Annotated in this window: 20 protein-coding genes; 11 read left to right on the top strand and 9 right to left on the bottom strand. The window is 43.9% G+C overall.

Features of this window, described 5'->3' with window-relative positions:
* Nucleotides 1–3 precede the first annotated feature (3 nt).
* From JMV76_RS10040 to JMV76_RS10030, 3 genes are all read right to left on the bottom strand, one after another.
* Nucleotides 4–1,401, bottom strand: coding sequence for a nicotinate phosphoribosyltransferase (locus JMV76_RS10040; RefSeq protein ID WP_201502564.1), 1,398 nt, complete (start codon nt 1,399–1,401; stop codon nt 4–6).
* 133 nt (nt 1,402–1,534) lie between these two features.
* Nucleotides 1,535–2,584 (bottom strand): bifunctional nicotinamide-nucleotide adenylyltransferase/Nudix hydroxylase, encoded by a 1,050-nt coding sequence (locus JMV76_RS10035; protein ID WP_055125886.1) that lies wholly within the window; start codon nt 2,582–2,584, stop codon nt 1,535–1,537.
* A 177-nt stretch (nt 2,585–2,761) separates the two neighbouring features.
* Nucleotides 2,762–3,721 (bottom strand): alpha/beta fold hydrolase, encoded by a 960-nt coding sequence (locus JMV76_RS10030; RefSeq protein WP_201502563.1) that lies wholly within the window; start codon nt 3,719–3,721, stop codon nt 2,762–2,764.
* An 859-nt stretch (nt 3,722–4,580) separates the two neighbouring features.
* On the opposite strand from JMV76_RS10030, the gene nfuA reads away from it, so the two are divergent.
* Together nfuA and JMV76_RS10020 are read left to right on the top strand one after the other, a co-directional pair.
* On the top strand, nt 4,581–5,264 hold the full coding sequence (gene nfuA, locus JMV76_RS10025; protein WP_201502562.1) for a Fe-S biogenesis protein NfuA: 684 nt from the start codon (nt 4,581–4,583) through the stop codon (nt 5,262–5,264).
* A 206-nt stretch (nt 5,265–5,470) separates the two neighbouring features.
* Nucleotides 5,471–6,793: an O-acetylhomoserine aminocarboxypropyltransferase/cysteine synthase family protein gene (locus JMV76_RS10020; RefSeq protein WP_201502561.1), complete on the top strand. Its 1,323-nt coding sequence runs from the start codon at nt 5,471–5,473 to the stop codon at nt 6,791–6,793.
* Between the two features lie 140 nt (nt 6,794–6,933).
* Here the strand turns inward: JMV76_RS10020 and JMV76_RS10015 are convergent, their stop codons facing one another.
* Nucleotides 6,934–7,953: an adenosine kinase gene (locus tag JMV76_RS10015; RefSeq protein ID WP_201502560.1), complete on the bottom strand. Its 1,020-nt coding sequence runs from the start codon at nt 7,951–7,953 to the stop codon at nt 6,934–6,936.
* A gap of 51 nt (nt 7,954–8,004) precedes the next feature.
* Nucleotides 8,005–8,973 carry a 16S rRNA (cytidine(1402)-2'-O)-methyltransferase gene (gene rsmI, locus JMV76_RS10010; RefSeq protein ID WP_201502559.1) on the bottom strand — a complete coding sequence of 323 codons (969 nt, stop codon included), beginning with the start codon at nt 8,971–8,973 and terminating at the stop codon, nt 8,005–8,007.
* Between the two features lie 135 nt (nt 8,974–9,108).
* Between rsmI and JMV76_RS10005 the strand changes: the two genes are divergently transcribed.
* Nucleotides 9,109–9,594, top strand: coding sequence for a YraN family protein (locus JMV76_RS10005; protein ID WP_201502558.1), 486 nt, complete (start codon nt 9,109–9,111; stop codon nt 9,592–9,594).
* 264 nt (nt 9,595–9,858) lie between these two features.
* Nucleotides 9,859–10,689 (top strand): BON domain-containing protein, encoded by an 831-nt coding sequence (locus JMV76_RS10000; protein ID WP_045455256.1) that lies wholly within the window; start codon nt 9,859–9,861, stop codon nt 10,687–10,689.
* Between the two features lie 213 nt (nt 10,690–10,902).
* On the opposite strand, the gene JMV76_RS09995 is transcribed toward JMV76_RS10000, so the two are convergent.
* Both JMV76_RS09995 and JMV76_RS09990 read right to left on the bottom strand, forming a co-directional pair.
* The gene (locus JMV76_RS09995; protein ID WP_238069273.1) at nt 10,903–11,283 is read right to left on the bottom strand and encodes a transposase family protein; all 381 of its coding nucleotides are present in this window, start codon (nt 11,281–11,283) and stop codon (nt 10,903–10,905) included.
* 11 nt (nt 11,284–11,294) lie between these two features.
* The gene (locus JMV76_RS09990) at nt 11,295–11,735 is read right to left on the bottom strand and encodes a transposase family protein (protein WP_201501705.1); all 441 of its coding nucleotides are present in this window, start codon (nt 11,733–11,735) and stop codon (nt 11,295–11,297) included.
* 147 nt (nt 11,736–11,882) lie between these two features.
* On the opposite strand from JMV76_RS09990, the gene JMV76_RS09985 reads away from it, so the two are divergent.
* The 6 genes from JMV76_RS09985 (at nt 11,883) to hisC (ending at nt 18,279) form a co-directional block, all read left to right on the top strand.
* Complete coding sequence (locus tag JMV76_RS09985) at nt 11,883–12,890, top strand: alpha/beta hydrolase (RefSeq protein ID WP_227690286.1); 1,008 nt, start codon at nt 11,883–11,885, stop codon at nt 12,888–12,890.
* A gap of 128 nt (nt 12,891–13,018) precedes the next feature.
* Entirely contained in the window at nt 13,019–13,264 is a 246-nt protein-coding gene (locus JMV76_RS09980; protein ID WP_025652491.1) for a BolA/IbaG family iron-sulfur metabolism protein, read from the top strand.
* Between the two features lie 105 nt (nt 13,265–13,369).
* Complete coding sequence (gene murA, locus JMV76_RS09975) at nt 13,370–14,638, top strand: UDP-N-acetylglucosamine 1-carboxyvinyltransferase (protein WP_201502557.1); 1,269 nt, start codon at nt 13,370–13,372, stop codon at nt 14,636–14,638.
* 147 nt (nt 14,639–14,785) lie between these two features.
* A complete protein-coding gene (gene hisG, locus JMV76_RS09970) occupies nt 14,786–15,481 on the top strand; it encodes an ATP phosphoribosyltransferase (protein ID WP_045447985.1) in 696 nt (231 codons plus the stop codon).
* A 289-nt stretch (nt 15,482–15,770) separates the two neighbouring features.
* Nucleotides 15,771–17,066 (top strand): histidinol dehydrogenase, encoded by a 1,296-nt coding sequence (gene hisD, locus JMV76_RS09965; protein ID WP_201502556.1) that lies wholly within the window; start codon nt 15,771–15,773, stop codon nt 17,064–17,066.
* A 79-nt stretch (nt 17,067–17,145) separates the two neighbouring features.
* Nucleotides 17,146–18,279 carry a histidinol-phosphate transaminase gene (hisC, locus tag JMV76_RS09960; protein ID WP_201502555.1) on the top strand — a complete coding sequence of 378 codons (1,134 nt, stop codon included), beginning with the start codon at nt 17,146–17,148 and terminating at the stop codon, nt 18,277–18,279.
* Between the two features lie 125 nt (nt 18,280–18,404).
* Here the strand turns inward: hisC and JMV76_RS09955 are convergent, their stop codons facing one another.
* Nucleotides 18,405–20,057 (bottom strand): anthranilate synthase component I family protein, encoded by a 1,653-nt coding sequence (locus tag JMV76_RS09955; RefSeq protein ID WP_227690284.1) that lies wholly within the window; start codon nt 20,055–20,057, stop codon nt 18,405–18,407.
* A 38-nt stretch (nt 20,058–20,095) separates the two neighbouring features.
* The gene (locus tag JMV76_RS09950) at nt 20,096–21,331 is read right to left on the bottom strand and encodes a beta-ketoacyl-ACP synthase II (protein ID WP_060491876.1); all 1,236 of its coding nucleotides are present in this window, start codon (nt 21,329–21,331) and stop codon (nt 20,096–20,098) included.
* Between the two features lie 496 nt (nt 21,332–21,827).
* Between JMV76_RS09950 and JMV76_RS09945 the strand changes: the two genes are divergently transcribed.
* Nucleotides 21,828–23,030, top strand: coding sequence for an EcsC family protein (locus JMV76_RS09945; protein ID WP_201502553.1), 1,203 nt, complete (start codon nt 21,828–21,830; stop codon nt 23,028–23,030).
* Nucleotides 23,031–23,483 lie beyond the last annotated feature (453 nt).

The raw sequence follows: 23,483 nt of genomic DNA, 5'->3' as shown, positions 1-23,483 counted from the left end.
TTGCTACCATCCTGCACGCTCCCGAATAGTGGTGAGATTGTCTTCAATTAATAATTTACCATCGACATAAATATCACGCAGTAGGTTATCTGCGTCTGCAGATAGGTCTTCAGCCTTGATGGTTTTTAGCTGTCCATTGCTGTTTTTGACCAGCGCCAAACGTCCCTTCTTTGAGCGTTTAGAGCGGCTGGTAATCGGGTCTTTATAGATGTCTGTCCATGTGCCATCGATAGAGATAGCACTGGCTTTCATCGCCCAGCTCATGGTGTCGCGGTTGACTTGTTGTAATAGACCACCGCCCATACCAAAGGTCACATTATCTGCGCTAAAGCCTGCTTTCATGACCACATCAATGATCTTAGTTAAGCTTTGTGGGCTGATGCCATCCCCTTGGATGACACGTACATAATCAGGCAGCACTTTATAGCCTTTACTATTAATTGTCGTTCCAAATTTTACTGCCAAGCGCTCTAAGGCTTCGCGAACCACTTTGGCAGGCTCACCACTATCGGGTCGGATAACCAAAGTCCCGCCCATATTTTTGACGTCGTCTTTTAGGCTGCCGCCCCAAATATTATCGATGGCGTTCCATAAGTCATAGCTGTCAGAGACCACTGAGAAGCTTTTACCAGCGCCGCCAAACTGCTCAATCATATTGGTAAAAGCAGCGGTTTCGCCATCACGACCCCACGCGGTCATGGTGCTATGCTCAGCGGCAGGAATAGAAAACGCGGGCATGTCCTTATCCATGTGATACCAGCGACTAGCAGCCACCAACGCTGTCATCGAATCGGTACCAGCAAAGTTCACCAAATGCGCTAAGCTGCCGAGCGCGACAGACTCTTGACTAGATGCCCCGCGCGAGCCGAAATCGTGCAAACGAAAAGTGAGTGATTCGGTATTGTCCGCTGATTTTTCTAACGCTTGACGAATGATGCCTTTGCAATAATGCGAGACACTAGCGACGGTTGATGGATACCAGATGGCACGAAGCAAGGCAGTCTCGATATAGCTTGGTAGCCAATAAAACTCAGGATCAGTGTTGATAACTTGGCAGACCACATTGGACACGGGTACGATGTTGCCTTCAGGGATGGCTTCGATACGTAGTGGTAAATAACCGCCATGTTTATCAACCAAACGCTCCCAGCCAGCACGGTTAAAGGTTAAACCATGTGCTTGAATGACCATTTCGGCTTCATCAATGTCTTGATGAGTGATTGGCGTGCTTAGATATTCTTTAATAAAGGCTTGCAAGCCAAAGAACACCACATCGTAGTCACCTTTACGCGCCTCAATGTAGCTGGACAGATACTCACTACCTTTTGGGTATTGCACCCAATGTGAGGTTTTGTAGCTGTCGCTATTTAGAATTAAATTGTTTAAATTGCTGGTATACATCACAGAACTCCTCTGCTTTGAGATGCCGTAGCTGCGTTAATGAAAGAACAGTTACGGCGGTTAGCCCTTGCTGTCTATCAGCTTGGGCGTGGAAAAGTGTTAATGAAAAATCGGATAATCGCCTGATAAAATCCTACAAACCGACCATTTTAGTAATAATTGCATAATGGTCTTCAAACATCATGGTAGCGTCAAGCTCAGCGAGTGGTAACCAAAAAGCCGTGGCTGCATCGTCGCCGCCTTTTACTTTTGGCAAGCCTTTTGGGTCATTTTTAAGTTGAAAATAAAAGGCTTGGGTAATCGTCCGACCACGTGCTGAGCGATATGGGTCATCAAAGGTATGCTGACTATGACAAGAGCCGCGCAATACTGGCTCAGGGACTTTTAGGCGAGTCTCCTCACGTAGCTCACGGATACAGGCATCGAATAAGGTCTCTTTTGGATTTAAAAATCCGCCTGGTAATGCCCACAGTCCGCGCCCTGGCATGCTGCGGCGCTCAACCAATAGAATATGTCCCGACTGGACAATCAGAGCATCTGCTGTCATAAAGGTTGGTGGATAAGGCGCTGATTCCCACTGTCTTTTATATTTATCAATAAAGTCCGCTTCTTCGTGTAGATTTTGATATTCGTCTGTCTTTTTGAAATCGTTCAGAACCTTGCGCGTCGATTCAGGCGTGCGTTCAGGAGTCGGGGTCGCGCCCATTAGATAGCTATCGCGAATTGGGGTGGCGGATAGATTGTGATAGCTCGGTACAGAGACGGACGCCCAGTTGGGGAATAGCGATAAATAATATGAGGAGCTGTCTTTGGAATGACCAATCAAGCCGATATCAGTTTGCAAATCACCAGTAACAGACTTCACGCCTGCTTGCACGTACTGTAGCCAGCGCGTGTCGTTGTAGAGTGCATCATCTAGAGCAACGCAGTGAATACGTGCTGCTTCTGCTGCTGAATACGCGCCTTTAATCATGGCAGCACGCTCAGCGACACTAAAGGGATTGCGTAAACTACGCGGTAAGTTAGCAGAGCCGATCAACATAATGACATTATCAGCACGCTTCAATGCTTCGTCGATGACCGCCTTATGTCCACGATGGAAGGGCTGGAAACGCCCGATAAAAACCAAATAACGATAGTGTTTATTATCTTTAGCTGAACTTTGCTCTGATGATTCGCTCATATACGCCACTTTCCTACTACGGATATTTCATTGGTTAAAATTTATTGAGTAAAAAGTAATGACGCCAATACTGACACAGCCCATCACTCGCTGACAAGTATAAAGATGTTTAGAGGTGTGCGGTTTTTGGTTATAGTCCGTACCATGTTGTAGTTAGGCTACAACCGCACCGCTATTTTAACGGGCATGCTGCTCAATCCACGCGGTAACTGTTGGCCAAATTTCGTGGGCGGCGTGACGACTGATCATAATGCGGCTGTGCGTATAATCGTCCAAATCTCCATGGCTGAGCGAGTATTCTCGAAAAATATTGGCAGGGTTTTTAAAGGGTTCAAAAAACAGCTGACAACCACGAGTAGGGGAAATGAAATTGTCGCCTTTTGCGCTGATAGCATAGATAGGTATCGTGATTTTTGGCATCTGTTGCCGGTAGTCTAAAGGTGCATCATTAGCGGCGAATGTATCCATGCTGGCTGTCTTAAATGTACGTTGCTTAAGAAAACTGCTGTTAAAGTTTTTTTGTAGATTCCAGTCGTACCACTGGCTCATCATATGATAGCTTTCATTAAAAGGCCCTAGCTTGATTTTTTTAGCAGGGATATAGCCAACCAGCCGCGTGAATAATTTTGCTACAAGAATTTTAGTATGATTTATCGGATTTATTGCAGCGCCATAAGCTTGGCAGGCAAACATGCTGGCGCTATTAATCTTATCGATATAGCAGGGATGCTGGATCAAAAACATCGTTAAGCCAACCCCGCCGCCGCTATGGGTGACGCAATGTAGATTATCGAGTTTTAATTCCTCAAAAAGGTAGCGAAAAGTCGCTTCATAGTCATAGGTTGCAACCGTTTCAAAGTTGAATTTTTCTTTGGGTATTGAGCTTGCGCCATGACCGCGCCATTCCATGATGTAGCAATGATGACCGAGGCGAGCTAGATACTCAGCGATTTTCAAACAGGTTTGTTTGTCCGAAAACGTGCCGTGCGTCAAAAATATGTTTTGCGCTTTTATGGCAAGTGTATTGGTGGTAGGGGTATCGCTCTTTGTTTCGTCTTTTGTATTATCCACAATCTTCCAAACGGCTGCTTGTTCGTCGTCTTTGGTCGTTACTAGATTCAGTGTTTGTGTCATCATAAGATTGATTCAACTAAAATATGAAATTTCTGCTAGCTTAAATGTAATGTTTAACAATGAAAATTATAGTAATAAATATAAAGATGCTAAAAAATTGCGTTATAAAATAGCGTTTGAACATCCTCTTTTCTTCGATATCTAAGCGATCTCTATAGTCAATATAAAAGAATATCAACTGGAGTAATGGATTGCGAAAAAATACCAACGCTACATGAATTTTGATATAGCGGGACATAATTTCTTTTACAGCTTTGGTATAGTCAACACCCTCCGGTACTAAAAGCGCGACGACTATAATAAGGGCAACAAGAATGCCTAATATAATGATCAATAAGTAAACCTATAAAAAGATATTTAGGACAACACACTTTACCTTGTAAATAGATCTAAAACTAGCGCTAGAAAATAGCAAGCATGATAAGTGCTTTGGTTGTATGGTCTCACACAGTGTTAGACATGCCGTAGCATTCGGAAGAAAGTAGGTGGTTAGTTAGTGTTCTAGGTGCTTGATAATCACGGTAGCTGTCTTTATATAGTAGGGGATATATCAATCATTAGATAAGCGCTATTTGTCGTCTCTATTTCGTCATTGTTAATAAAGCATTAATAAAACCGATAGCAGTCATTTGTGAGCATTTTGGTTTAATTCACAGTAGCGCAGTCGGAATTGTCGTCTGAGTACGTTATAATAGCTGCTATAAATTGAGCAAAATGTTATAACAACGGCAGTCCGCATTTTAAGACAACAGACCGTAATGATTGATAACCCGCATAACTTATACCCGCTACCTAATTTTAAATTCACGACACAGTAGCCATGACAGATATAGCGTTTGTGTCATAACGCATAGGACATATTATGAGTGAGCACAACCAAGCTGAGAGCCAACTAGACCAGTCAGCAGACTATGAATCAGCGCTAGATACTGAGCAAACTGTAGCAAAGAGCAATATTACTATTACTGAGTCAGCCCAAAGCTACTTAGCAGATTTGTTATCCAAGCAGGATACCGATGGTATCGGCGTGCGTATTTTCGTTGAGCATTCAGGTACGCCGCGTGCAGAGTGCTGTATGGCTTATAACCAACCGGGTGAAGAGGATAGCGCTGACCTGCGTTTTACGTATGAAAGCTTTTCTGCCTTTATCGAAGCGGCGTCTGTTCCTTATTTAGAGGATGCGGTGATTGACTATAATAAAGACCGTTTTGGTGGTCAGCTGACCTTCCGTGCGCCAAATTCTAAAGTGCCTAAAGTGGGTGCGGATGCCAGTGTCGAAGAACGTATCAACTACGTATTGCAGTCAGAGATTAATCCCGGCTTGGCGGCGCATGGTGGCGACGTACAGTTGCTTGAGCTGATTGATGAAGAAGGCGTTGGGCTGACTGCGGTATTGAAGTTTGGTGGTGGTTGCCAAGGCTGTTCAGCCGTTGACATGACCTTACGTCAAGGCGTTGAAGTACAACTTAAGCAGCAAATACCAGAGTTGACGCAAGTGATTGATGAGACCGATCATACCCGTACAGAAAACGCTTACTATAAATAGAAATCTCAGTAAAAGCCAAAGCGTTAAGTAATGTCTGAAGAGTTATTTTAATTAAAAAGCCAAGTTTTGATGAACTTGGCTTTTTTTATTGCTATGATTTGGTAGATTGTTTTTTAGTTGAATTTTCAGTGACATATTGTTGATTAATAATTTGTTGATTAGTCATTTATTGATTAATAACTTTTATCGAAATAAAGGAATATATGATGAGTGACGAACAAGCAGCCCAGCAAACAGCCCAAAAATCAGAGACGCCTCAACGTCTTGAGACCTTGGCGATTCACGCCGGTTATAGCGTTGAGCCAACGACCAAAGCGGTCGCAGTGCCGATTTATCACACCAGCTCGTACGCCTTTGATAACACTCAGCATGGTGCTGATTTGTTTGATCTAAAAGTTGCAGGCAATATTTATACCCGTATTATGAACCCGACCAATGCCGTGTTGGAGGAACGCGTCGCGGCACTCGAAGGCGGTATCGGTGCCCTTGCAGTAGCATCTGGCATGGCAGCCATTACTTATGCGATTCAAACCATCTGTGAAGCGGGTGATAATATCGTTGCTGTGTCGACCTTGTACGGCGGTACTTATAATTTGTTTGCCCATGCATTGCCGCGTCAAGGTATCGAAGTCCGCTTCTTTGATCACAAAAATCCTGAGGCGATTCGTGATTTGATCGATGATAAGACTAAGATGGTCTTTGCAGAAAGTATCGGTAATCCATTAGGTAACATCGTTGATATTCAAGCGCTGAGTGATATCGCACATGAATATGGTGTGCCAGTGGTGATTGATAGTACGGTTGCCACGCCTGCGTTATGTCGTCCTTTTGAGTTTGGTGCGGATATCGTGATTCATTCATTGACCAAATATATGAGTGGTACAGGTACCTCAATTGGTGGGGCGATTGTCGATAGTGGTAAATTCGCATGGGGCGACTATCCTGAGCGTTTTCCCTTATTGAACACGCCAGATCATAGTTATCACGGTGTGAACTTTGTCAAAGATGTCGGTGCAGCAGCCTTTATCGCTCGTGCTCGTGTGGCACCGCTGCGTAATACTGGCGCGGCACTTAGCCCGCTCAATGCTTTTGGTATTTTGCAGGGTATGGAGACATTGAGTCTACGTATGGAGCGCCATGTACAGAACGCGCAAGCCGTTGCGGAATATCTGCGTGACCATGACAAGGTTGCTTGGGTGAAATATGCAGGTTTGCCAGATCATCCTGAGCATGAGCTTGCCAAAAAATACATGAAAGGCACGCCTTCTGCTATTTTGACCTTTGGAGTAAAAGGTGGCTTGGAAGCTGGTGCTCGCTTTATCGATGCGCTGCAGCTGATTACTCGTTTGGTCAATATCGGTGATGCCAAATCACTAGCCTGTCATCCAGCGACGACCACCCATCGTCAGCTCAATGAGCAAGAGCTCGAAAATGCAGGTGTAAGCACTGATATGGTACGTCTATCAATTGGTATCGAGCACATCGAAGATATCAAAGCGGATCTTGCGCAAGCATTAGCCTCGGCTTAGTATTAAACGCTTTTTATTGAACTGAGCCATGTGAGCTGAGCAATGTGAACTGAATAATTTGTCTCATAATTAATAACAAAAAAGCCCATATCAATTGATATGGGCTTTTTTTGTTATCGGCAATGACAGATTTTTATAAGTTAAGCAGATAGTACACGCTTTGCAATATCTCTATAATCTTGTGAGGCCAATCGTGGTCCAAACTGTTGAATCACCTGCGCCGCTACTTCGCTGGCAAGACGACCACATTCAGGCAAGCTATAGTGCTGTGACAACGCGTATAAAAATGCTCCTGCGTAATTATCACCGGCACCGTTGGTATCAATGACATTAGTAACGATTGGTGTAGCAACTTCATAAATCTCAATTTCTGATTTGTCGTCAGCTTTATGGGCGATCGTTGCACCATTGGCACCATCAGTGACGACTGCCGTCTGGCAATACTCAAGCAGTGCGCGTGCGGCTGCCTTGACTTGTTTTTTGTCTGTAAAGAGCTTGGCTTCCTCACTATTACAGAATATCACTGCCACTTTATTGCCCAGCATATTGAGTAAACTGTCTTTGGCAAACTTCACCACGGCAGGATCAGCAAAACTTACGGCAATTTTTGCAGAATGAATCCCTGCTTGTTGACGCAACTGAGTCATGGCAGGCTGAATACTCTCAGTCATGGCCAAGTAGCCTTCTATATATAGCCAGTCAGCTTGTGTCAGCGCATCAAAATCGACATTTTCTGCGGTGATTTCGCTTGAAGTACCGAGATAAGTTTGCATGGTGCGCTCGCCATCTTCAGTCACTGCGACCACACATGAACCCGTTACTCCGCCTGCATGGATAGATTTCTCTGAAGTTGCAACACCTGCTTCATGTAAGTCTTTTAGATAAAACTCGCCTTGTTGATCGTCACCGACGCGGCACGCATAAAATGGCTTGCCGCCTAAACTGGCAAAGGTATACATCGTATTGGCCGCTGAGCCACCACCAGCCTGCTTTGATGGTGCAATTTCTGCCAGCTTAAAATACGCCAACAATTGCTGTTGCTCGTCGATACCGGCCAGCGTCATATTGCCTTTGGTCAAATCAGTCTCTTCTAGCGCCGCATCTGACAATACATATTCATGGTCAACCAATGCGTTGCCTATCGCCATTACATTGTACATTGCTCACTTCTCCTCAATTAAGTTATAAATGCCTATTTTTTATAGTCAAAATTAGTCAGCTTGTAGCTCAAGCAGACGCTGATATAGCGCATTCTTTTTTACGCCCGTGATATCAGCGCCCAATGCAGCGGCTTTTTTAACCGATAAGTCCTCAAGCAAGCGCTGCAATAATTTATCATGAATACTGATGTCATCCGCATCCTGCGCCACATTCACGCCAGCGACGACCACGACTATCTCACCGCGCTGTTGATTGTCATCAGCTTTGACAAATTCCACCAAATCGCCAAGGGTACTTTTATGGACAGTCTCAAAGGTCTTAGTCAATTCACGGCAAAACGTCACTTCACGATCTGCGCCAAATACCGCCGCCATGTCTTCTAAACTGGCGATAATACGATGCGGCGCTTCATAAAATATCAGCGTTTCGGTACGTGAGTTTAGAGCCGTAAGCTGTTTTTGGCGACCGTGGGTTTTGGCGGGTAAAAACCCAATAAAGCTAAAGCGGTCTGAGGGCAATCCTGCGACTGACAGTGCGGCAATGGCAGCAGAGGCACCAATGATAGGAGAGACTCTAACGCCTGCGGCATGAGCGGCCTGTACCAGTTGATAACCTGGATCACTGATGAGTGGCGTACCGGCATCACTTATCAAAGCAACCGAATGACCTTGCTCGATCATCTCGATAATTTTGGGTGTTTGCATGGCACTATTGTGCTCATGATATGCCCAAAGCTTGTTATGACCTTTTTGCTTGGTCGCGGTATCAGCGTCTGTCACGTTATTATCGGTATTATTTTTAGTGTTGGGAGCTTCTGACTCTTTTGCGTCGTCGGCTTTACTGCCTTTGGTATCAATGCCAAAATGCGACAATAGCTTACCTGAGGTACGGGTGTCTTCACAGGCAATGATGGCGACTTGCTTTAAAACATCAATGGCATGCGGCGTCATATCGCTTAAATTGCCAATCGGCGTGGCAACGATATATAGACAAGCTGGCATCGCGGTAGGGCTGGACATGAAAACCTCGGAGTATTAAAAGCGGAAATGAAAATATAATGTGGCGCGCTGACTGACAAAACTGGTCAAAAATAGAACTTAAGCAAAGCATAAAACACCATACCAGCATCTGCACGCGAAAGTGGCTAGTTTAGCATGATGTGCTATGATAATTATGAAATGTTAACCAGACCCATCGACCTTATGTCCAGTCATAAACCTTTGAACCTCACTTCACCAAGGCAGCGCCAAGGCAGTCTGTTCGAGCAGCAGGCGTGTGAGTTTTTACAATCGCAAGGATTGATTTTGATTGCCCAAAATTGGCAGCAGCCCAAAGTGGGTGAGCTGGATTTGATTATGCTGGAGACAGGTTCAGCATGGTCAACATTGGTATTTATCGAAGTGCGTCAACGGCAGCGTTCAGGTTTTGGTGGTGCTGCACTGAGCGTGACGGCAAGCAAACAACGTAAAGTGATTAAAACGGCGCAATATTTTTTGCAACAGCATCCTGAGTATGAGGATTATGACTGCCGGTTCGATATCATCGCTTATGATACGGTAGGTACTCATATTAAGACCAGTGGTCAAAACATAGCAAATCAGCCACAATGGCTCAAAGGTGCTTTTATAGCAGATACGTGATAATAGGATATAAAAGCAATCCAACTAGAAGGTAGTAAGTACTTATCATCGAGTGAGCGTTACCAAAAACCTAACCGCTGATAGTAAAAATTAAGTAAAGTAGCTAAGTTGTTAAGTTGTTAAGTTGTTAAGTTGTTAAGTTGTTAAGTTGTTAAGTTGTTATTAACTGAATTAACAGTTGTCAAAACAAATGTTATTAGATTAAAACTGGCTCAATCAATTGACTTTATACGATCGTCACACTCATGTTCTAAGAGGTAAATCATGACACGGATGCATTTGCGCACTGCTATTTTTGGCTCATCACGCCGCACCGCGATAGGCGTCATGCTAATGACCAGCATCGTCACTACGGGCTGTACCACCAATTATTTGACCAACAGTACAGAAGGTACGTATGGTGTGCCGATGACAGAGCGTACCATTCCGCAGCGACTACTGGATCGCAGTATTGAACATACTGTCAAAATCAATGTTTATGGGTTAAAAGAAGACCTGCAACAAACCAGCCGTATGGGTATTGATAGCTTTAATAGTGAAGTGTTATTGACAGGCGAAGTACCGACTGAGGCCATCAAAGTAGAAGTCGAAAAAGTTGTCAGCTCTATGCCAGATGTGCGTCATGTCTATAATGAGCTAAACGTCAGCGCGTCTAAAGGCTATAGCTCGACGGTTCATGATGGCTATATCACCTCAAAGCTGCTGGCAAAAGTAGCCGCGAGTGATGGTGTCAAAGCCTCACAGATCAAAGCCGTGACCAATGATGGTGTGGTTTATATTATGGGACGTATGACACCGACTCAGCAGAGTCACCTAATCGATATCGCCAATAGCACCGTTGGTGTGACTGAGCTGGTGCTGCTGACGACCGTCGTTGATGACAGGGGCGTAAAGATAAGTAAAGACGACATTATGTCTGAAAATAACTTGGTAAATCCTGCTTCAGCGCCAGTCGTTGTGGATGCTGCTAGCGTTAATAATTCTGAAGCGCCAGCGTCCGTTGGCACATCGACTCCTATCGTCGTGACCGAAGATGGCACAACCGTTGAGCAACCGTCATCAAGCCCCTATATTGACCTGTATCAAGATCAGTAAAAAGTGTTCTAAAACACAGCTGTTATTTATCAATGAAACAAAAAAACAGTGGCTAAATAGCTTGTAGGGTAAGCTATTTGCCCCGTTAGTTTAAACCGTGTTTAATGACAAGAAACCTAAACACTGTTAACAGGAAAAACACGAGAACTTCTGAGCCAGCCAGTAAGATATAAAAAGCGAAGAATAGACGAGACAGTAGACCTCTTGCAAAAGTCAGATATTAAGCTCAAGATTTACCAGTCCTGCGAACAGCTTCATTCTTAAATCATAACGTTGACGTCGATTACGGTAGCGTTCAGCCACAATTTTGAATAGCTTAATCAGCCCTATTTTATGCTCAACCAGAATACGACATTTTGCCAAATATTGATTGGCCTGTTTGCAAAGCGCTAGCAACTCACCGCCTTTTGGTTTCTTAAAGGGGATAAAGGTCTGATCGTGTAGCTTGGCTATACCTTGATAACCGCTGTCTGCTAGATAGCTGGTGTTTTTAGGCAGCCAATCAGGACAAGTTTGTTTATAAAGACTAAAGTCATGTACTGAACCGTTGCAGGTTTGCACATCCAATATCAGTCCTGTTTGCCAATGTACGATGACTTGCGCTTTTAAGGTATGTTGTTTCTTTTTTCCACTGTAGTACTGTTTTTGGTTTTTTTTGGCCGTTCAATGGGCGTTTCGGTGGCATCAATGATGACTGCTGACCAATTGATATCCTCAGGCTTACCGTGTGGCAGTTTTCGTGGCAAATCAAATCTGCCTGAGTGGATAAGGATGTCTTCTACTCTTCTGACAATGCGACTGGCAGAGGACTCATGAACGTTGAAGTCCACACCAATATGATAAAGGGTTCGGTATTCACGCCAATAGGTCAGTGCGAGTAAAATCTGCGCCTCTAAGCTAAGTTCACTTGGACGACCTGATTTGGTCTTGGAAGCTTCATGCTCTTGCATGGCTTCTAGCATTTTCTCAAAAGTGGCTTTGTGGATGCCAGTATAACGTTTAAAACCTGCATCGCTCTGTTCAAGTAGTTTGGCTATATTTGGCATATCTTTTAAATATTTAGGGTTCAGTTATAGTCTTTGAGTCTTGAAACTACTTTTGCAAGAGGTCTAGTATTAATGCTTATTTTATAAAACGGCTGTCGCAGTGCTGTTAATTTTGATCCATGTATAAATATAATAGGGATACTGGCAATGAAGGATGCAAACAAGCGCTTAGAATATAATAAAAGCCGTCAAAAAATAAATAATGAAAGCATGATTAGTAATACTGCTAGCAAAGTAGGCATTCTAAAATTCACAGGTGTCGCCGCCTTAGCACTGGGTAGCGTTGCCCTAGCCACCCAGAATGCGCAAGCCTTATCGCCACTGGCTATCGTCAATGGCATTACTGCTAGTGGCGGCGTTGGCGTCAGCAAAAACATTCTCTATGGTGATGAGCCCGATCAAGATTTGGATATTTATTATCCCAAGCCATTAGCACAAGCGATGAAAGCCCAAAGCGCTATCAATGATTGTGTGATTAATGATAGCTATCCGATGGTGGTGTTTGTCCACGGTGGCTCATGGGAGAGTGGCAGTAAAGAACAGTACGCATTTGTTGGTCAGAGTTTGGCGCAAGCAGGTTATGTCACCGCCGTAATTAATTATCGTAAAGCGCCTGAGCATGTGTACCCTGATTATGTCAAAGATACGGCGCAAGCGATTGCTTGGAGTATCAATAATGCTCCGAGCTTACATGCTGATCCTAAACGCTTGGCGGTAATTGGACATTCTGCTGGTGCATTTAACGCAGTTGCAGCGGTCGCCAATGAAGATTTTTTAGCGCCTTATGGTATTAAGCCAAAAGATATTACCGCGGTCGTGGGTATTGCTGGTCCTTATAGTTATGACTTCCGTAAATTTGATAGCGCCACCGCCTTTGCTGCTGATGCTACGCCAGACGACGTTATGCCAGACCGTCAAATCAAAGGCGAGCAGCCCCCGTATTTATTGTTGACTGCCGAAAAAGACAAAGTGGTGTATGCGACCAATACGATTAAAATGACCAAAGCGTTGCAAGAGGCGGGCGTCACTGTGGAAAACGGTGAAATAAAAGGTGCCAGTCATGCGACCAGTATTGGTGCGATGGCACCGCCGCTACGTTGGGTCAATGATGTACGCGCGCAAGTACTGACGTACTTGGATAAAATGCTCAAATAATGGACGGCAATCAGAAGTTAGGTGCAGTTGCGTAAGACAGTACTGTAAGATGCTTAAACTCTTGTTATAATGTCGTCACTTTAAATCTATACCCTATCTGACACTTTAAGGCAGAATATTCTATGAGCATGAACGCTGACGATTTGATTGCATTTTTACAGACTCACTTCCCAGACGCTTTTATTCAAGCTGCTAATCAAGGTAATAAGTTTGATGTACGCGTGGTTGATGCAAGCTTTGAAGGTAAGCGTGCCGTGCAACGTCAGCAGGCGATTTATGCATTAGTCAATGATAAGATCGCCAGTGGCGATATTCATGCGCTCAATATTCAAGCGCTGACGCCTGCTGAATGGGACGTTCAATCCAAAGGCTAGACCGTTATACATATGATTGGGCTTATTAGACTGGCTATTATATTGGCTAGGTGTGATTGGTCTGATTTTCACTATTTTAATACTCATCGTTAGGTTGTCACTTCTATGGATCAATTTTTAATCACTGGTAGTAGTTGTATCGCAGGGGAAGTTACTATCTCAGGCGCCAAAAATGCTGCTTTGCCGTTACTTGCCGCTATGATATTGGCCGAGACGCCAACGACATTGCACAATGTGCCATCGTTACAAGATGTGCGGACGTTGATTGAATTGATCGGTGGCATGGGTATCAAAATCCAAAAGCAGGACGATACTGTCACCTGCGATACCAAAAATATCGATAATTTCTATGCACCGTATGATTTAGTAAAGACCATGCGCGCCTCAATTTTAGTGCTTGGACCATTGCTAGCACGTTTTGGTGAGGCAGAAGTGTCATTGCCCGGCGGTTGTGCCATTGGTTCACGTCCTGTTGACCAACACCTAAAAGCCTTTGAGGCGATGGGTGCTGACATTAGTGTCGAAAATGGTTACGTAAAAGCACAAGCGCCAAAAGGCGGTAAGCTGATTGGCTGTAACTACTCTTTTGATATGATTACCGTTGGCGGTACTGAAAACGTCATTATGGCAGCCGCACTTGCCAAAGGTACGACCGTCTTAGGTAATTGTGCCCTTGAGCCAGAAGTCGTTGATTTGGCCAATATGTTGGTCGCGATGGGCGCTAAAATCAGCGGTATCGGCACTTCGATTATGACCATCGAAGGCGTTGAGCGCTTACACGGTTGTGAGTATTCGGTGGTACCGGATCGTATCGAAACAGGCTCATACCTTGCTGGCGCACTCATGACGCGTGGCGATGTGTTGACTAAAAACACCTCTGCGCTATTACTAACACCTGTATTAGAAAAATTCGAAGACATGGGTGCCATTATTACCACTGGTGATGGTTGGATTCGTGCGCAGATGAAAGGTCGCCCTAAAGCGGTTGATATCCGTACTCAGCCGCATCCAGGTTTCCCAACCGATATGCAAGCGCAGGTCATGGCTATTGCGTGTCTGGCGGATGGTACGAGTACCTTTATCGAAAATATCTTTGAAAACCGCTATATGCATGTCCCTGAGCTTAATCGTCTAGGCGCTTCTATCCAAGTAGATGGTCATACGGCCGTAGTAAAAGGCGTCGAAAACTTCACCGCTGCCCCTGTGATGGCGACTGATTTACGTGCGTCTATGTCATTGGTGATGGCAGCGGCAACTGCTGAAGGTGAAAGTTTAATCGACCGCATTTATCATATCGATCGTGGTTATGAGCATGTCGAAGAAAAGCTGCGTGCGCTTGGGGTCAATATCGAACGTATCAATACTAATGACTAATATCGATTTTCTTATCAAATCCATGACCTCAATGATTGATACGATTGGCGTTGATATGAATGGCTTAGCAATCTACCACTATTAGTAACCTACCACTAAAAGCCCCCTTCAGCGGGGGTGTTAACTGCACATGGACACGATGTCATTATGACTGAAGCAAGCAATAGCCTACCAAATGATGGTTTGTTAAATGAAGTAAATGATGAGTTTTCAGGCTTAACACTGGCCTTATCAAAAGGTCGTATTCTAGAAGAGACCATGCCACTGCTACGCGCAGCTGGTGTTGAGTTATTAGAAGATCCTGAAGCCTCACGCAAACTTATTTTTCCAACCTCAAACCCCAACGTGCGTGTATTGATTTTGCGTGCCAGTGATGTGCCAACCTACGTTGAGCATGGCGCGGCTGACTTTGGAGTGGCGGGTAAAGATGTGTTGCTTGAGCATGGTGCCAACCATGTCTATGAATTACTTGATTTGCAAATTGCTCAGTGTAAGTTGATGACAGCTGGCGTGAAAGATGCGCCGCTACCCAATCGTCGCCTACGTATTGCGACCAAATACGTCAATGTTGCCCGTGCTTACTTTGCCAGCCAAGGTCAGCAAGTGGATGTGATTAAACTGTATGGCTCTATGGAGCTTGCGCCGTTGGTCGGATTGGGTGATTTGATCGTCGATGTGGTTGATACAGGTAATACGTTGCGCGCCAACGGTCTTGAAGCACGCGATCATATTTGCGATGTGTCCTCACGCCTTATCGTCAATCAAGTGAGCTACAAGCGTAAATTTGCGTTACTTGAGCCGATTTTAGATAGCTTCAAAAACAGTATTGCCAGCGCTTCATAAATTAATTCCTAATGAATCAATGCTTTATCAAACGATACTAATCATTGGTAATCTTAAGCATTGTCATACAAATTTTTAAACCAGTTTAGCGCTATAAGATAGATATAGCGTGCTAAACTGGTTTTGTTGTATTTGCTTGCCAGAAAGTATGAGGTTAGTATAATCTGAACAAACTAAATATATAAAAACTGGTATATCAGCCATCATAATTATTATTAATACTCAATACCCCTCATTTTTACATCGCTAATTTTCAGCAGTCTTTTATGCTCAGATATAGGATTAAGTCATGCGCCAACTAAGTACCCAAGATGCCGATTTTGACAGTCAATTGACAGAGTTACTTGCCTTTGAAACCGTCAATGATGCCGATTTGTTAAAGACCGTTGATGATATTATCGCGCAAGTTCGGCATGATGGCGATCGCGTCGTACTGGCGTTAACCCAGCAATTCGATCAGCATCCAGCGACGACAATGCAAGAGCTAGAGCTGTCTAAAGAGGCGCTTGCTGAAGCGTTTGCGAATCTTGATGATACAGTGAAATCCGCATTGACCACCGCAGCAACGCGTGTGCAGACCTTTCATGAGCGCCAAGTACAAGAGACTTGGCAGTATGAAGATGAGCTTGGTAATCGCTTGGGTCAAAAAGTCACTGCACTTGATCGAGTAGGCATCTATGTCCCTGGTGGTTTGGCCTCTTATCCATCTTCTGTATTGATGAATGCCATTCCTGCCAAAGTGGCGGGTGTTAAAGAGGTCATCATGGTGGTGCCAGCGCCAAAAGGCGTGCTCAATCCATTGGTGCTAGCCGCCGCACATTTGGCACAAGTCGACCGTGTCTTTACCATCGGCGGTGCGCAAGCGGTTGCTGCCTTGGCTTACGGTACCGAAACGATTCCAGCGGTGGATAAAATCACTGGCCCTGGTAATAAATATGTTGCTGCCGCCAAGCGCGCAGTATTTGGTCAAGTTGGGATTGATATGATCGCTGGTCCCTCTGAAGTATTGGTCTATGCAGAGGGCGAGGCGCAAGATCGCGCCGATTGGTTGGCGATGGATTTATTGTCACAAGCTGAACATGACCGTATCGCTCAAGCTATCTTTGTCACGACCAGTGAACAGCAGCTTGCAGACGTAGCGGCTGAAATTGAAAAAGCGCTGGCAGAGTTGCCAAAAGCCGATATCGCCCGCGATTCGCTAAAAAATCGTGGCGCACTTATTTTAGTCAAAGACCGCGTTGAAGGTATGGCGGTGATTAATCGGGTTGCCCCAGAACATTTAGAGTTGTCAGTTGATCATCCTGATGTGCTACTCAACGATATTCGTCATGCAGGTGCTATTTTCATGGGACGTCACACGCCTGAGGCGATTGGTGACTACTGCGCAGGACCCAATCACGTGTTGCCAACCTCTGGCACTGCGCGTTTCTCTTCACCGCTTGGTGTTTATGATTTCCAAAAGAAATCCTCTATTATTTATTGTACTGAAGCCGGTAGTAAGCCATTGGCTGAGACCGCAGATATTTTAGCGCAACGTGAGGACTTAGAAGCCCATGCGCGCTCAGCCCGTTATCGTTATCAGTAACGTGGCTTAATGATTGCTTTTGAATTGTAATTTTGAGATTTATATTTAATAATTTATGTGGCTAATAGTAGGATAACTTATGAGTGAGTTAAAGATAGACACCAGACTTTGGTCATCTAAAGCGCGTAATTTGTCACCTTACGTTCCTGGTGAGCAGCCTCAGCATGAAAATTTATGCAAATTAAATACTAATGAAAACCCATTCCCGCCGTCACCGAAAGTAGGCGAGGCAATCGCAAAGGTTCTAGAGCAGCAAGCGGCTGATCTGCGTTTATATCCAGCGCCTGAGTCTGATGATTTGCGTGCCGCATTGGCACAACTTTATGATATTGATATCAACCAAGTGTTTGTTGGCAATGGCTCTGATGAAGTATTGGCACTAGTATTTGCCAGCTTTTTCCTAAAAGAGCGACCTGTTTTAGCACCCGATATCAGCTATAGTTTCTATCCAGTCTATGCGCAGACCTTTGGTATCGAGCTGGTACAAATCGCCTTGGAAGAAGATTTTAGTATTGATCCTGATGCCTATCGCCAGCCTTGTAGCGGCATCATCATTGCCAATCCAAATGCCCCAACTGGACTGCTGTTATCGCTTGCCGATATTCGCAAGCTGGCTAGTGAGCACTCAAACTCAGTGATTGTGATTGATGAGGCTTATATTGATTTTGCACGGGCAGTTGACGGCAGTTCAGATGCAGAAATTTCAGCAGTGAGCTTAATCAATGAGTTTGACAACATTCTTGTGACCCAAACTTTTTCAAAGTCACGTTCGCTTGCTGGATTACGCGTTGGTATGGCTTTTGGTAATGCCTCATTGATTGAAGCCTTAACCCGTATGAAAAACAGCTTTAATAGCTATCCACTGGATAAGCTGGCGCAAGTAGGGGCGACTGCCAGTGTATTGGATGTCGAACATTTTACCCAGACCTGCCAGCAAGTCATCGACTTACGCCACTCTCTGACAGCAGAGCTGACAGTGTTAGGTTTTGATGTGTTGCCATCGCATGCCAACTTTGTTTTTGCCCGTCCTAAAGGCGGTAATGCCAATATGGTAGCGAATGCGTTACGTGAGCAAGGCATCATCGTCCGTCATTTTGACAAGCCACGCATCAATGAGTATTTGCGTATTACTACCGGTACAGCAGAGCAAAACAGCCGTTTGATAGATGCTTTACAGACGTTGCAGAAAGAGGCTGAAATTATTACTGATTAATATCTGGTTCGCGATTTTGACAGTTAATAATTGAATGACGATGCTTATATTGATAAAAAAGCCTGCCAACATTGTGTTGCGCAGGCTTTTTTATGGATTTCTTTGGTCGTACTTTTAGAACAACCTTAAGGATATTTGTGGGTATTTTCTTGAGTTAAAACGCTTAATAGATTACCGACTTTATCCAAACATTCTTGGTATTCAGCATCGCAATCAGAGGCGACAGTGATACCACCGCCTGCCCATAAGCTAATATGTCTTTTTTTATCCAACTCATTATGTGATGAAGTGTTAGCTTGCAGCGTACGAATGAGTACATTCCATTGACCACTACCATCAAAGTTCATATAGCCCAATGTGCCGCAATAAGCACCGCGCGGTGTAGTTTCTAGCTCAGATATAATTTCAACCGCTCGCTTTTTTGGTGTGCCAGTAATTGAGCCAGCAGGCAAACTACCAAACAAAACGGCAAGTGGGTGAGTGTCCGTCTGTAATTCTGCGGTAATGGTGCTGACCATATGGTGCACATTGCTAAAACTCTCAATCGCGAATAACTGCGGCACTTTTACGCTACCTATCTTGGCATATTTACCCAAGTCATTACGCAATAAATCGACAATCATCACATTTTCGGCGCGATCCTTTTCACTATCAGTCAGTTGCTGTTTATAAGCATGGTCTTGTTGAATATTGGTGCTGCGCGGCATCGTCCCTTTGATGGGCTTAGTGATGATATGGTGCTTGCCAGTATCGATATCCTTGGTAAATGTAAAGAACAACTCAGGCGAGCAGCTCAATAATTCAAACGGATGCTGGGACGTATTATTTTTGATTTCACAGTTAAAGGGATTAACCGCTAAGTATCCAGCAAAAGGTGCTCGGGTATTACGATGTAAAGCAGGTAAATAATCAATCAGCATCGGTAAAGCGCCATTATCGCTGGGGTTATGATCAAAAAAACCTTGCCATTCTTGGGTTAGGTTGATTTGATAACAGTCGCCTTGCTGTAGATAGTTTTGGGTTTGCTTAAATGATTGTTGATAGTCTTGTTTGCGCCATCGTGACTTTAATACTAAAGGAGCAGGCGTTGATGATGCTGTCAGTTGCGTTTTATTGAGACAGTCATCAGCCAGCTTTTTATCTACTATATCTAAATAAGAGACAAGTGCCGTGATCATTTTATTTTTTTGCTGATTATCAGAGTCGTTAGCAATTGCATTTATCTTTAATTCCCAACCCATGTTGCCATTATTTCCATCAGGTGTTAGGTAAATATCGTAATGTCCTAATACGGCACAAGGCTGTGCTGCTCGCTCAATTTTGGCGGCTGGGCTTAGCTCATGAGCCGCAATATCATAACCAATAAAACCTATCAAACCATGATGATAACTTGGTTTTTCATTTAAATCGCTTACTGATTCTGAGTTCTCATTATCAGTCTCATAAGTTTGACTATAACTGATTAATTCATCTTGCCAGTCGCTATAACTCATATGAGTGATATCATTGTGAACGGCGTCACGATAGGTTTTTGTGACTTGATAAAGGGCTGCTTGTTCGTTCGAATCTGGCGTGTTTTCAGCGCAATCATAAACAGACCAGCTTACTTTTGGCAATAAGCCAATCACTGGTTGACCATCATTGTTGAGCCAAACCAATTGCCAGTTTGCCTCAGTATCTTGTGCGATTAAATACTGCTGTAGCAGCGGCATAAGTTCTGCAGCCGATAGGTCACCAAAACGCCAGCTAGGTTTAGTAGCTGGCGATGGGTCAGACATTATCTGCTCAGTTTTGAGAGGATGTGCTGCGAGCATAGTTAGGCGTCAAACTTTTTAATGATTAATGTGGCATTAGTACCGCCAAAGCCAAAGCTGTTGCTCATTAGCGTCTCAAGCTTGGCTTCACGCATTTCGGTGACAATATCAAAGCCTTCAGCCGCAGGGTCTAAATTATCAACATTGATACTGGGCGCAATGAAGCCTTCTTCTAGCATCAATAAGCAATAGATTAATTCTTGCGCACCAACGGCACCAAGGCTATGACCTGTCATAGATTTAGTAGAGCTGATCGCAGGTACTTGACTGATATCATCGCCAAATGCTTTAGCAATGGCTTTAAGCTCAGTGATGTCACCAAGTGGCGTACTAGTACCGTGGCTATTGATATAGTCGACAGTTTGCAAACCAGCTTCGGCCAGTGCTTGCTGCATACAGCGCACGGCACCTTCACCACTTGGCGCAACCATTTCAGCGCCATCAGAGCTGGCACCATAACCGACGATTTCAGCCAGTATATTGGCACCACGTGCTTGGGCATGCTCTAGACTTTCAACCACTACCATCGCACCACCAGCAGCAATCACAAAGCCATCACGATCTTTATCATAAGCTCTTGAGGCGCGCTGCGGTGTCTCATTATACTGCGTACTGACTGCACCCATCGCATCAAACATACAAGACTGTGTCCAATGTTCCGCTTCACTACCACCCGCGAGTATCACATCTGCTTTGCCTAACTGAATAAGTTCAGCCGCATGACCGATACAATGGGTTGAGGTGGCACAAGCAGAGGTTAAAGAGTAGGAGACGCCTTGGATTTTTAGACCGGTAGCAAGCGCCGCTGATACTGAGCTGCCCATCGTTTTTGGCACAGCCATCGCGCCGACACCGCGCAGACCTTTATCCCGCATGGCATCTATAGCATTGACAATATTCTCTGTCGATGCGCCGCCAGAGCTTGCGACCACGCCCACGCGTGGATTATTATTGATGGTTTCAAGCGACAAACCAGACTGCTCAATGGCGTTTAAAGCACTAACATAAGCGTATAGACTGGCATCACTAAAAAACCGCTTCAACTTACGATCGATACCACTGGTATCAAGCGTCGACTGGTCGATACTGCCGCTAACGTGTGATTTAAACCCATGCTCAGCATAAGCCTCATTAAATGTAATGCCAGACTGCCCTTGCTTTAAAGCGGCAGTGACCGTGGCTAAATCATGTCCGATACAAGAGACAATCCCTGCTCCAGTGATAACAACGCGGCGCATATTCTATTCCTTATGAGTAACGATTTTTCACAATTACTTTTAATAATCGTTTTTAAGTATGTATTTCTATTATTTAATATTAGGGTGTATTGAGCGTCGAAGTCTCATTTTACAATCATTGTGATGATCATAGTAAAACTATATGCTTGGTAACTTATTATCTATAAGTAACGGACTACTTATAAATAGAAGTACAAGTGTACTGTGAGTTATGGCACATGATAACGTATCGAGCGTCCAAAATCTTTGTACAAGTGCAAAATAACGACAAAATCGCGCTTGCTGTCTAAATCCATCTAAAAAGACTATTTGCTTGAAGACAGCTTATAAGATGGTATCAATCATACATCAAGTGATACTTTTGGATACAAAATTTGTGATTGCGATAACATTGTTCGCACTGACATCGATTATAGTGATTGACTAGAATGGCACATCTATTATTATAAATCTCTTACAATAAAACAAAATTACTCATCACATTAAGGACATCACGATGGCGAAGCGCAGCACTCTCTCTAAAGGTATCACTACCGTTGGCTCTTTTACTCGCAACAATCTAGAGCGCGTGGGCGCTATGATTGATAGCATGAATGCTAAGACGGGAAAACCGCGTCAATACAAAGCAGTCAACTTAGGCGATGAAGACTATCAGCAGGATTTATTCCGTGAGCAAACGTTAAAAGCCACTCAGCAATTATTAGGGCCACGTTTTGCCACTTACGGTAAATATGCCAAAAAAGTAGTGCCAAACAGTTTTTTTCAGTCGACGGTCGATAGCGCTTTTGCACAAGTGGCAAATCTTGCTTCTAACTGGAGTCAGATTGATTTACCTAATGAGCATCGTTTCGCTAATATCGCAAGCTTGGATGATGAAGAGCGTTATGCATTAGCCACTGATATCGCCAATCAAAACCGTGCATTGGCAACGATAGGGGGCTTAACAGGTTTGGCTGGGCTTCCTGGTTTGCTGGCTGATACGCTATGGCTTTTATTGGTATCATTACGTACCGTCTATCAGTTGGGTGCTGTCTACAATAAACCCCTCACAGGTAAGCAAGGCGTCAAGATGGCTTATGAGCTGCTAGCAAATGCTGATCTGAGCAAGATGCAAGAAAAACAAGCATTGCTAGCAGGTATTGGCATTGGTAAAGGTTTATTGGATAATGCCCAAAGCAGTGGTCTACACAATGAGCTAAAAAACCTAGGTCTAAAGGATAAAAACGTCAACTTTTATGCAGAACAAGTTGACAGTATTGCCAGTCAGGTCGGTATAGACTTGGATAAAATCAATTTAACATGGATACGCAAATTCTTACCAGTTACCGCTGTTATCGTTGGTATGCGCTACAACAGCCAGCTCATTGATGAAGTGATTGGCGTGGCTCAAGCGACTTTTGCCCCAGAAGCCAAACTTGCCAATCGTGCAATCACTGATGATAGCGGTAATGAAGCTAAGGTAAACAAAACAGCTGACAATGACAAGCAGCAAGATGCTGAGAAAGAGTCAAGCAAGGATACTGATAGCAAGAAAGACACTGCTGAAGATAAAAACAACCGTCAAGAAGCTAATGAAAAGGTCGTGAAAGAAACGCAGAAAGACGATAATGACAACAATGACAACAATGACAAGCAAGGTAGTCAGAATAAATCCTCTGACAGCAAATCAAACAAGACGGCTAACAAGAAAAGCAAATAAGAGCATCTAAATAATCAGACTTAAGTACCTTCTTTCTTAAGCCAGCTTATATCATAGAAGGATTATGAGCTGAATATCTACTACTAATTTTGGCGATAGTATCTTTTTTATCTTGAAAAACAAGATACTATCGCCATTTAGTATTTATAAATTGCTATTTATTTATAGTCAAACATCTTATTTAAATCGTTCGTGACGCTACTTTCGATATACTGTATGACAATCTACTTTTTAGCTGATTTTTAACTAAAAATAGATAAAGTGTTATAGTAGTAGGGTGAATGCATATCTATCAAATGTTGTAAAGTGCAATCACGCATAAGTGGTTGAAATAGCAGCAACAACTCTTTATAATACACTGTCCTAAAAATGGGTGTACCAAAATCTGTCGTTAAAGTCAGATGGATGGTGCGTTTCCCCATTTTTTTGTTTTATACCAAACGGGAGAAGGAT

It is taken from the genome of Psychrobacter cibarius (assembly GCF_904845955.1).
Classification (GTDB): domain Bacteria; phylum Pseudomonadota; class Gammaproteobacteria; order Pseudomonadales; family Moraxellaceae; genus Psychrobacter; species Psychrobacter cibarius_B.
Note: the sequence above shows the minus strand (reverse complement) of the source record. Positions and strands in the feature narration are given on the sequence as shown.

Bases quoted from the DNA above. Each gene is read 5' to 3' on its own strand.
- JMV76_RS10040 (WP_201502564.1), bottom strand. From the start codon at position 1,401: ATGTATACCAGCAATTTAAACAATTTAATTCTAAATAGCGACAGCTAC.
- JMV76_RS10035 (WP_055125886.1), bottom strand. From the start codon at position 2,584: ATGAGCGAATCATCAGAGCAAAGTTCAGCTAAAGATAATAAACACTAT.
- JMV76_RS10030 (WP_201502563.1), bottom strand. From the start codon at position 3,721: ATGATGACACAAACACTGAATCTAGTAACGACCAAAGACGACGAACAA.
- nfuA (WP_201502562.1), top strand. From the start codon at position 4,581: ATGAGTGAGCACAACCAAGCTGAGAGCCAACTAGACCAGTCAGCAGAC.
- JMV76_RS10020 (WP_201502561.1), top strand. From the start codon at position 5,471: ATGAGTGACGAACAAGCAGCCCAGCAAACAGCCCAAAAATCAGAGACG.
- JMV76_RS10015 (WP_201502560.1), bottom strand. From the start codon at position 7,953: ATGTACAATGTAATGGCGATAGGCAACGCATTGGTTGACCATGAATAT.
- rsmI (WP_201502559.1), bottom strand. From the start codon at position 8,973: ATGTCCAGCCCTACCGCGATGCCAGCTTGTCTATATATCGTTGCCACG.
- JMV76_RS10005 (WP_201502558.1), top strand. From the start codon at position 9,109: ATGATGTGCTATGATAATTATGAAATGTTAACCAGACCCATCGACCTT.
- JMV76_RS10000 (WP_045455256.1), top strand. From the start codon at position 9,859: ATGACACGGATGCATTTGCGCACTGCTATTTTTGGCTCATCACGCCGC.
- JMV76_RS09990 (WP_201501705.1), bottom strand. From the start codon at position 11,735: ATGCCAAATATAGCCAAACTACTTGAACAGAGCGATGCAGGTTTTAAA.
- JMV76_RS09985 (WP_227690286.1), top strand. From the start codon at position 11,883: ATGAAGGATGCAAACAAGCGCTTAGAATATAATAAAAGCCGTCAAAAA.
- JMV76_RS09980 (WP_025652491.1), top strand. From the start codon at position 13,019: ATGAACGCTGACGATTTGATTGCATTTTTACAGACTCACTTCCCAGAC.
- murA (WP_201502557.1), top strand. From the start codon at position 13,370: ATGGATCAATTTTTAATCACTGGTAGTAGTTGTATCGCAGGGGAAGTT.
- hisG (WP_045447985.1), top strand. From the start codon at position 14,786: ATGACTGAAGCAAGCAATAGCCTACCAAATGATGGTTTGTTAAATGAA.
- hisD (WP_201502556.1), top strand. From the start codon at position 15,771: ATGCGCCAACTAAGTACCCAAGATGCCGATTTTGACAGTCAATTGACA.
- hisC (WP_201502555.1), top strand. From the start codon at position 17,146: ATGAGTGAGTTAAAGATAGACACCAGACTTTGGTCATCTAAAGCGCGT.
- JMV76_RS09955 (WP_227690284.1), bottom strand. From the start codon at position 20,057: ATGTCTGACCCATCGCCAGCTACTAAACCTAGCTGGCGTTTTGGTGAC.
- JMV76_RS09950 (WP_060491876.1), bottom strand. From the start codon at position 21,331: ATGCGCCGCGTTGTTATCACTGGAGCAGGGATTGTCTCTTGTATCGGA.
- JMV76_RS09945 (WP_201502553.1), top strand. From the start codon at position 21,828: ATGGCGAAGCGCAGCACTCTCTCTAAAGGTATCACTACCGTTGGCTCT.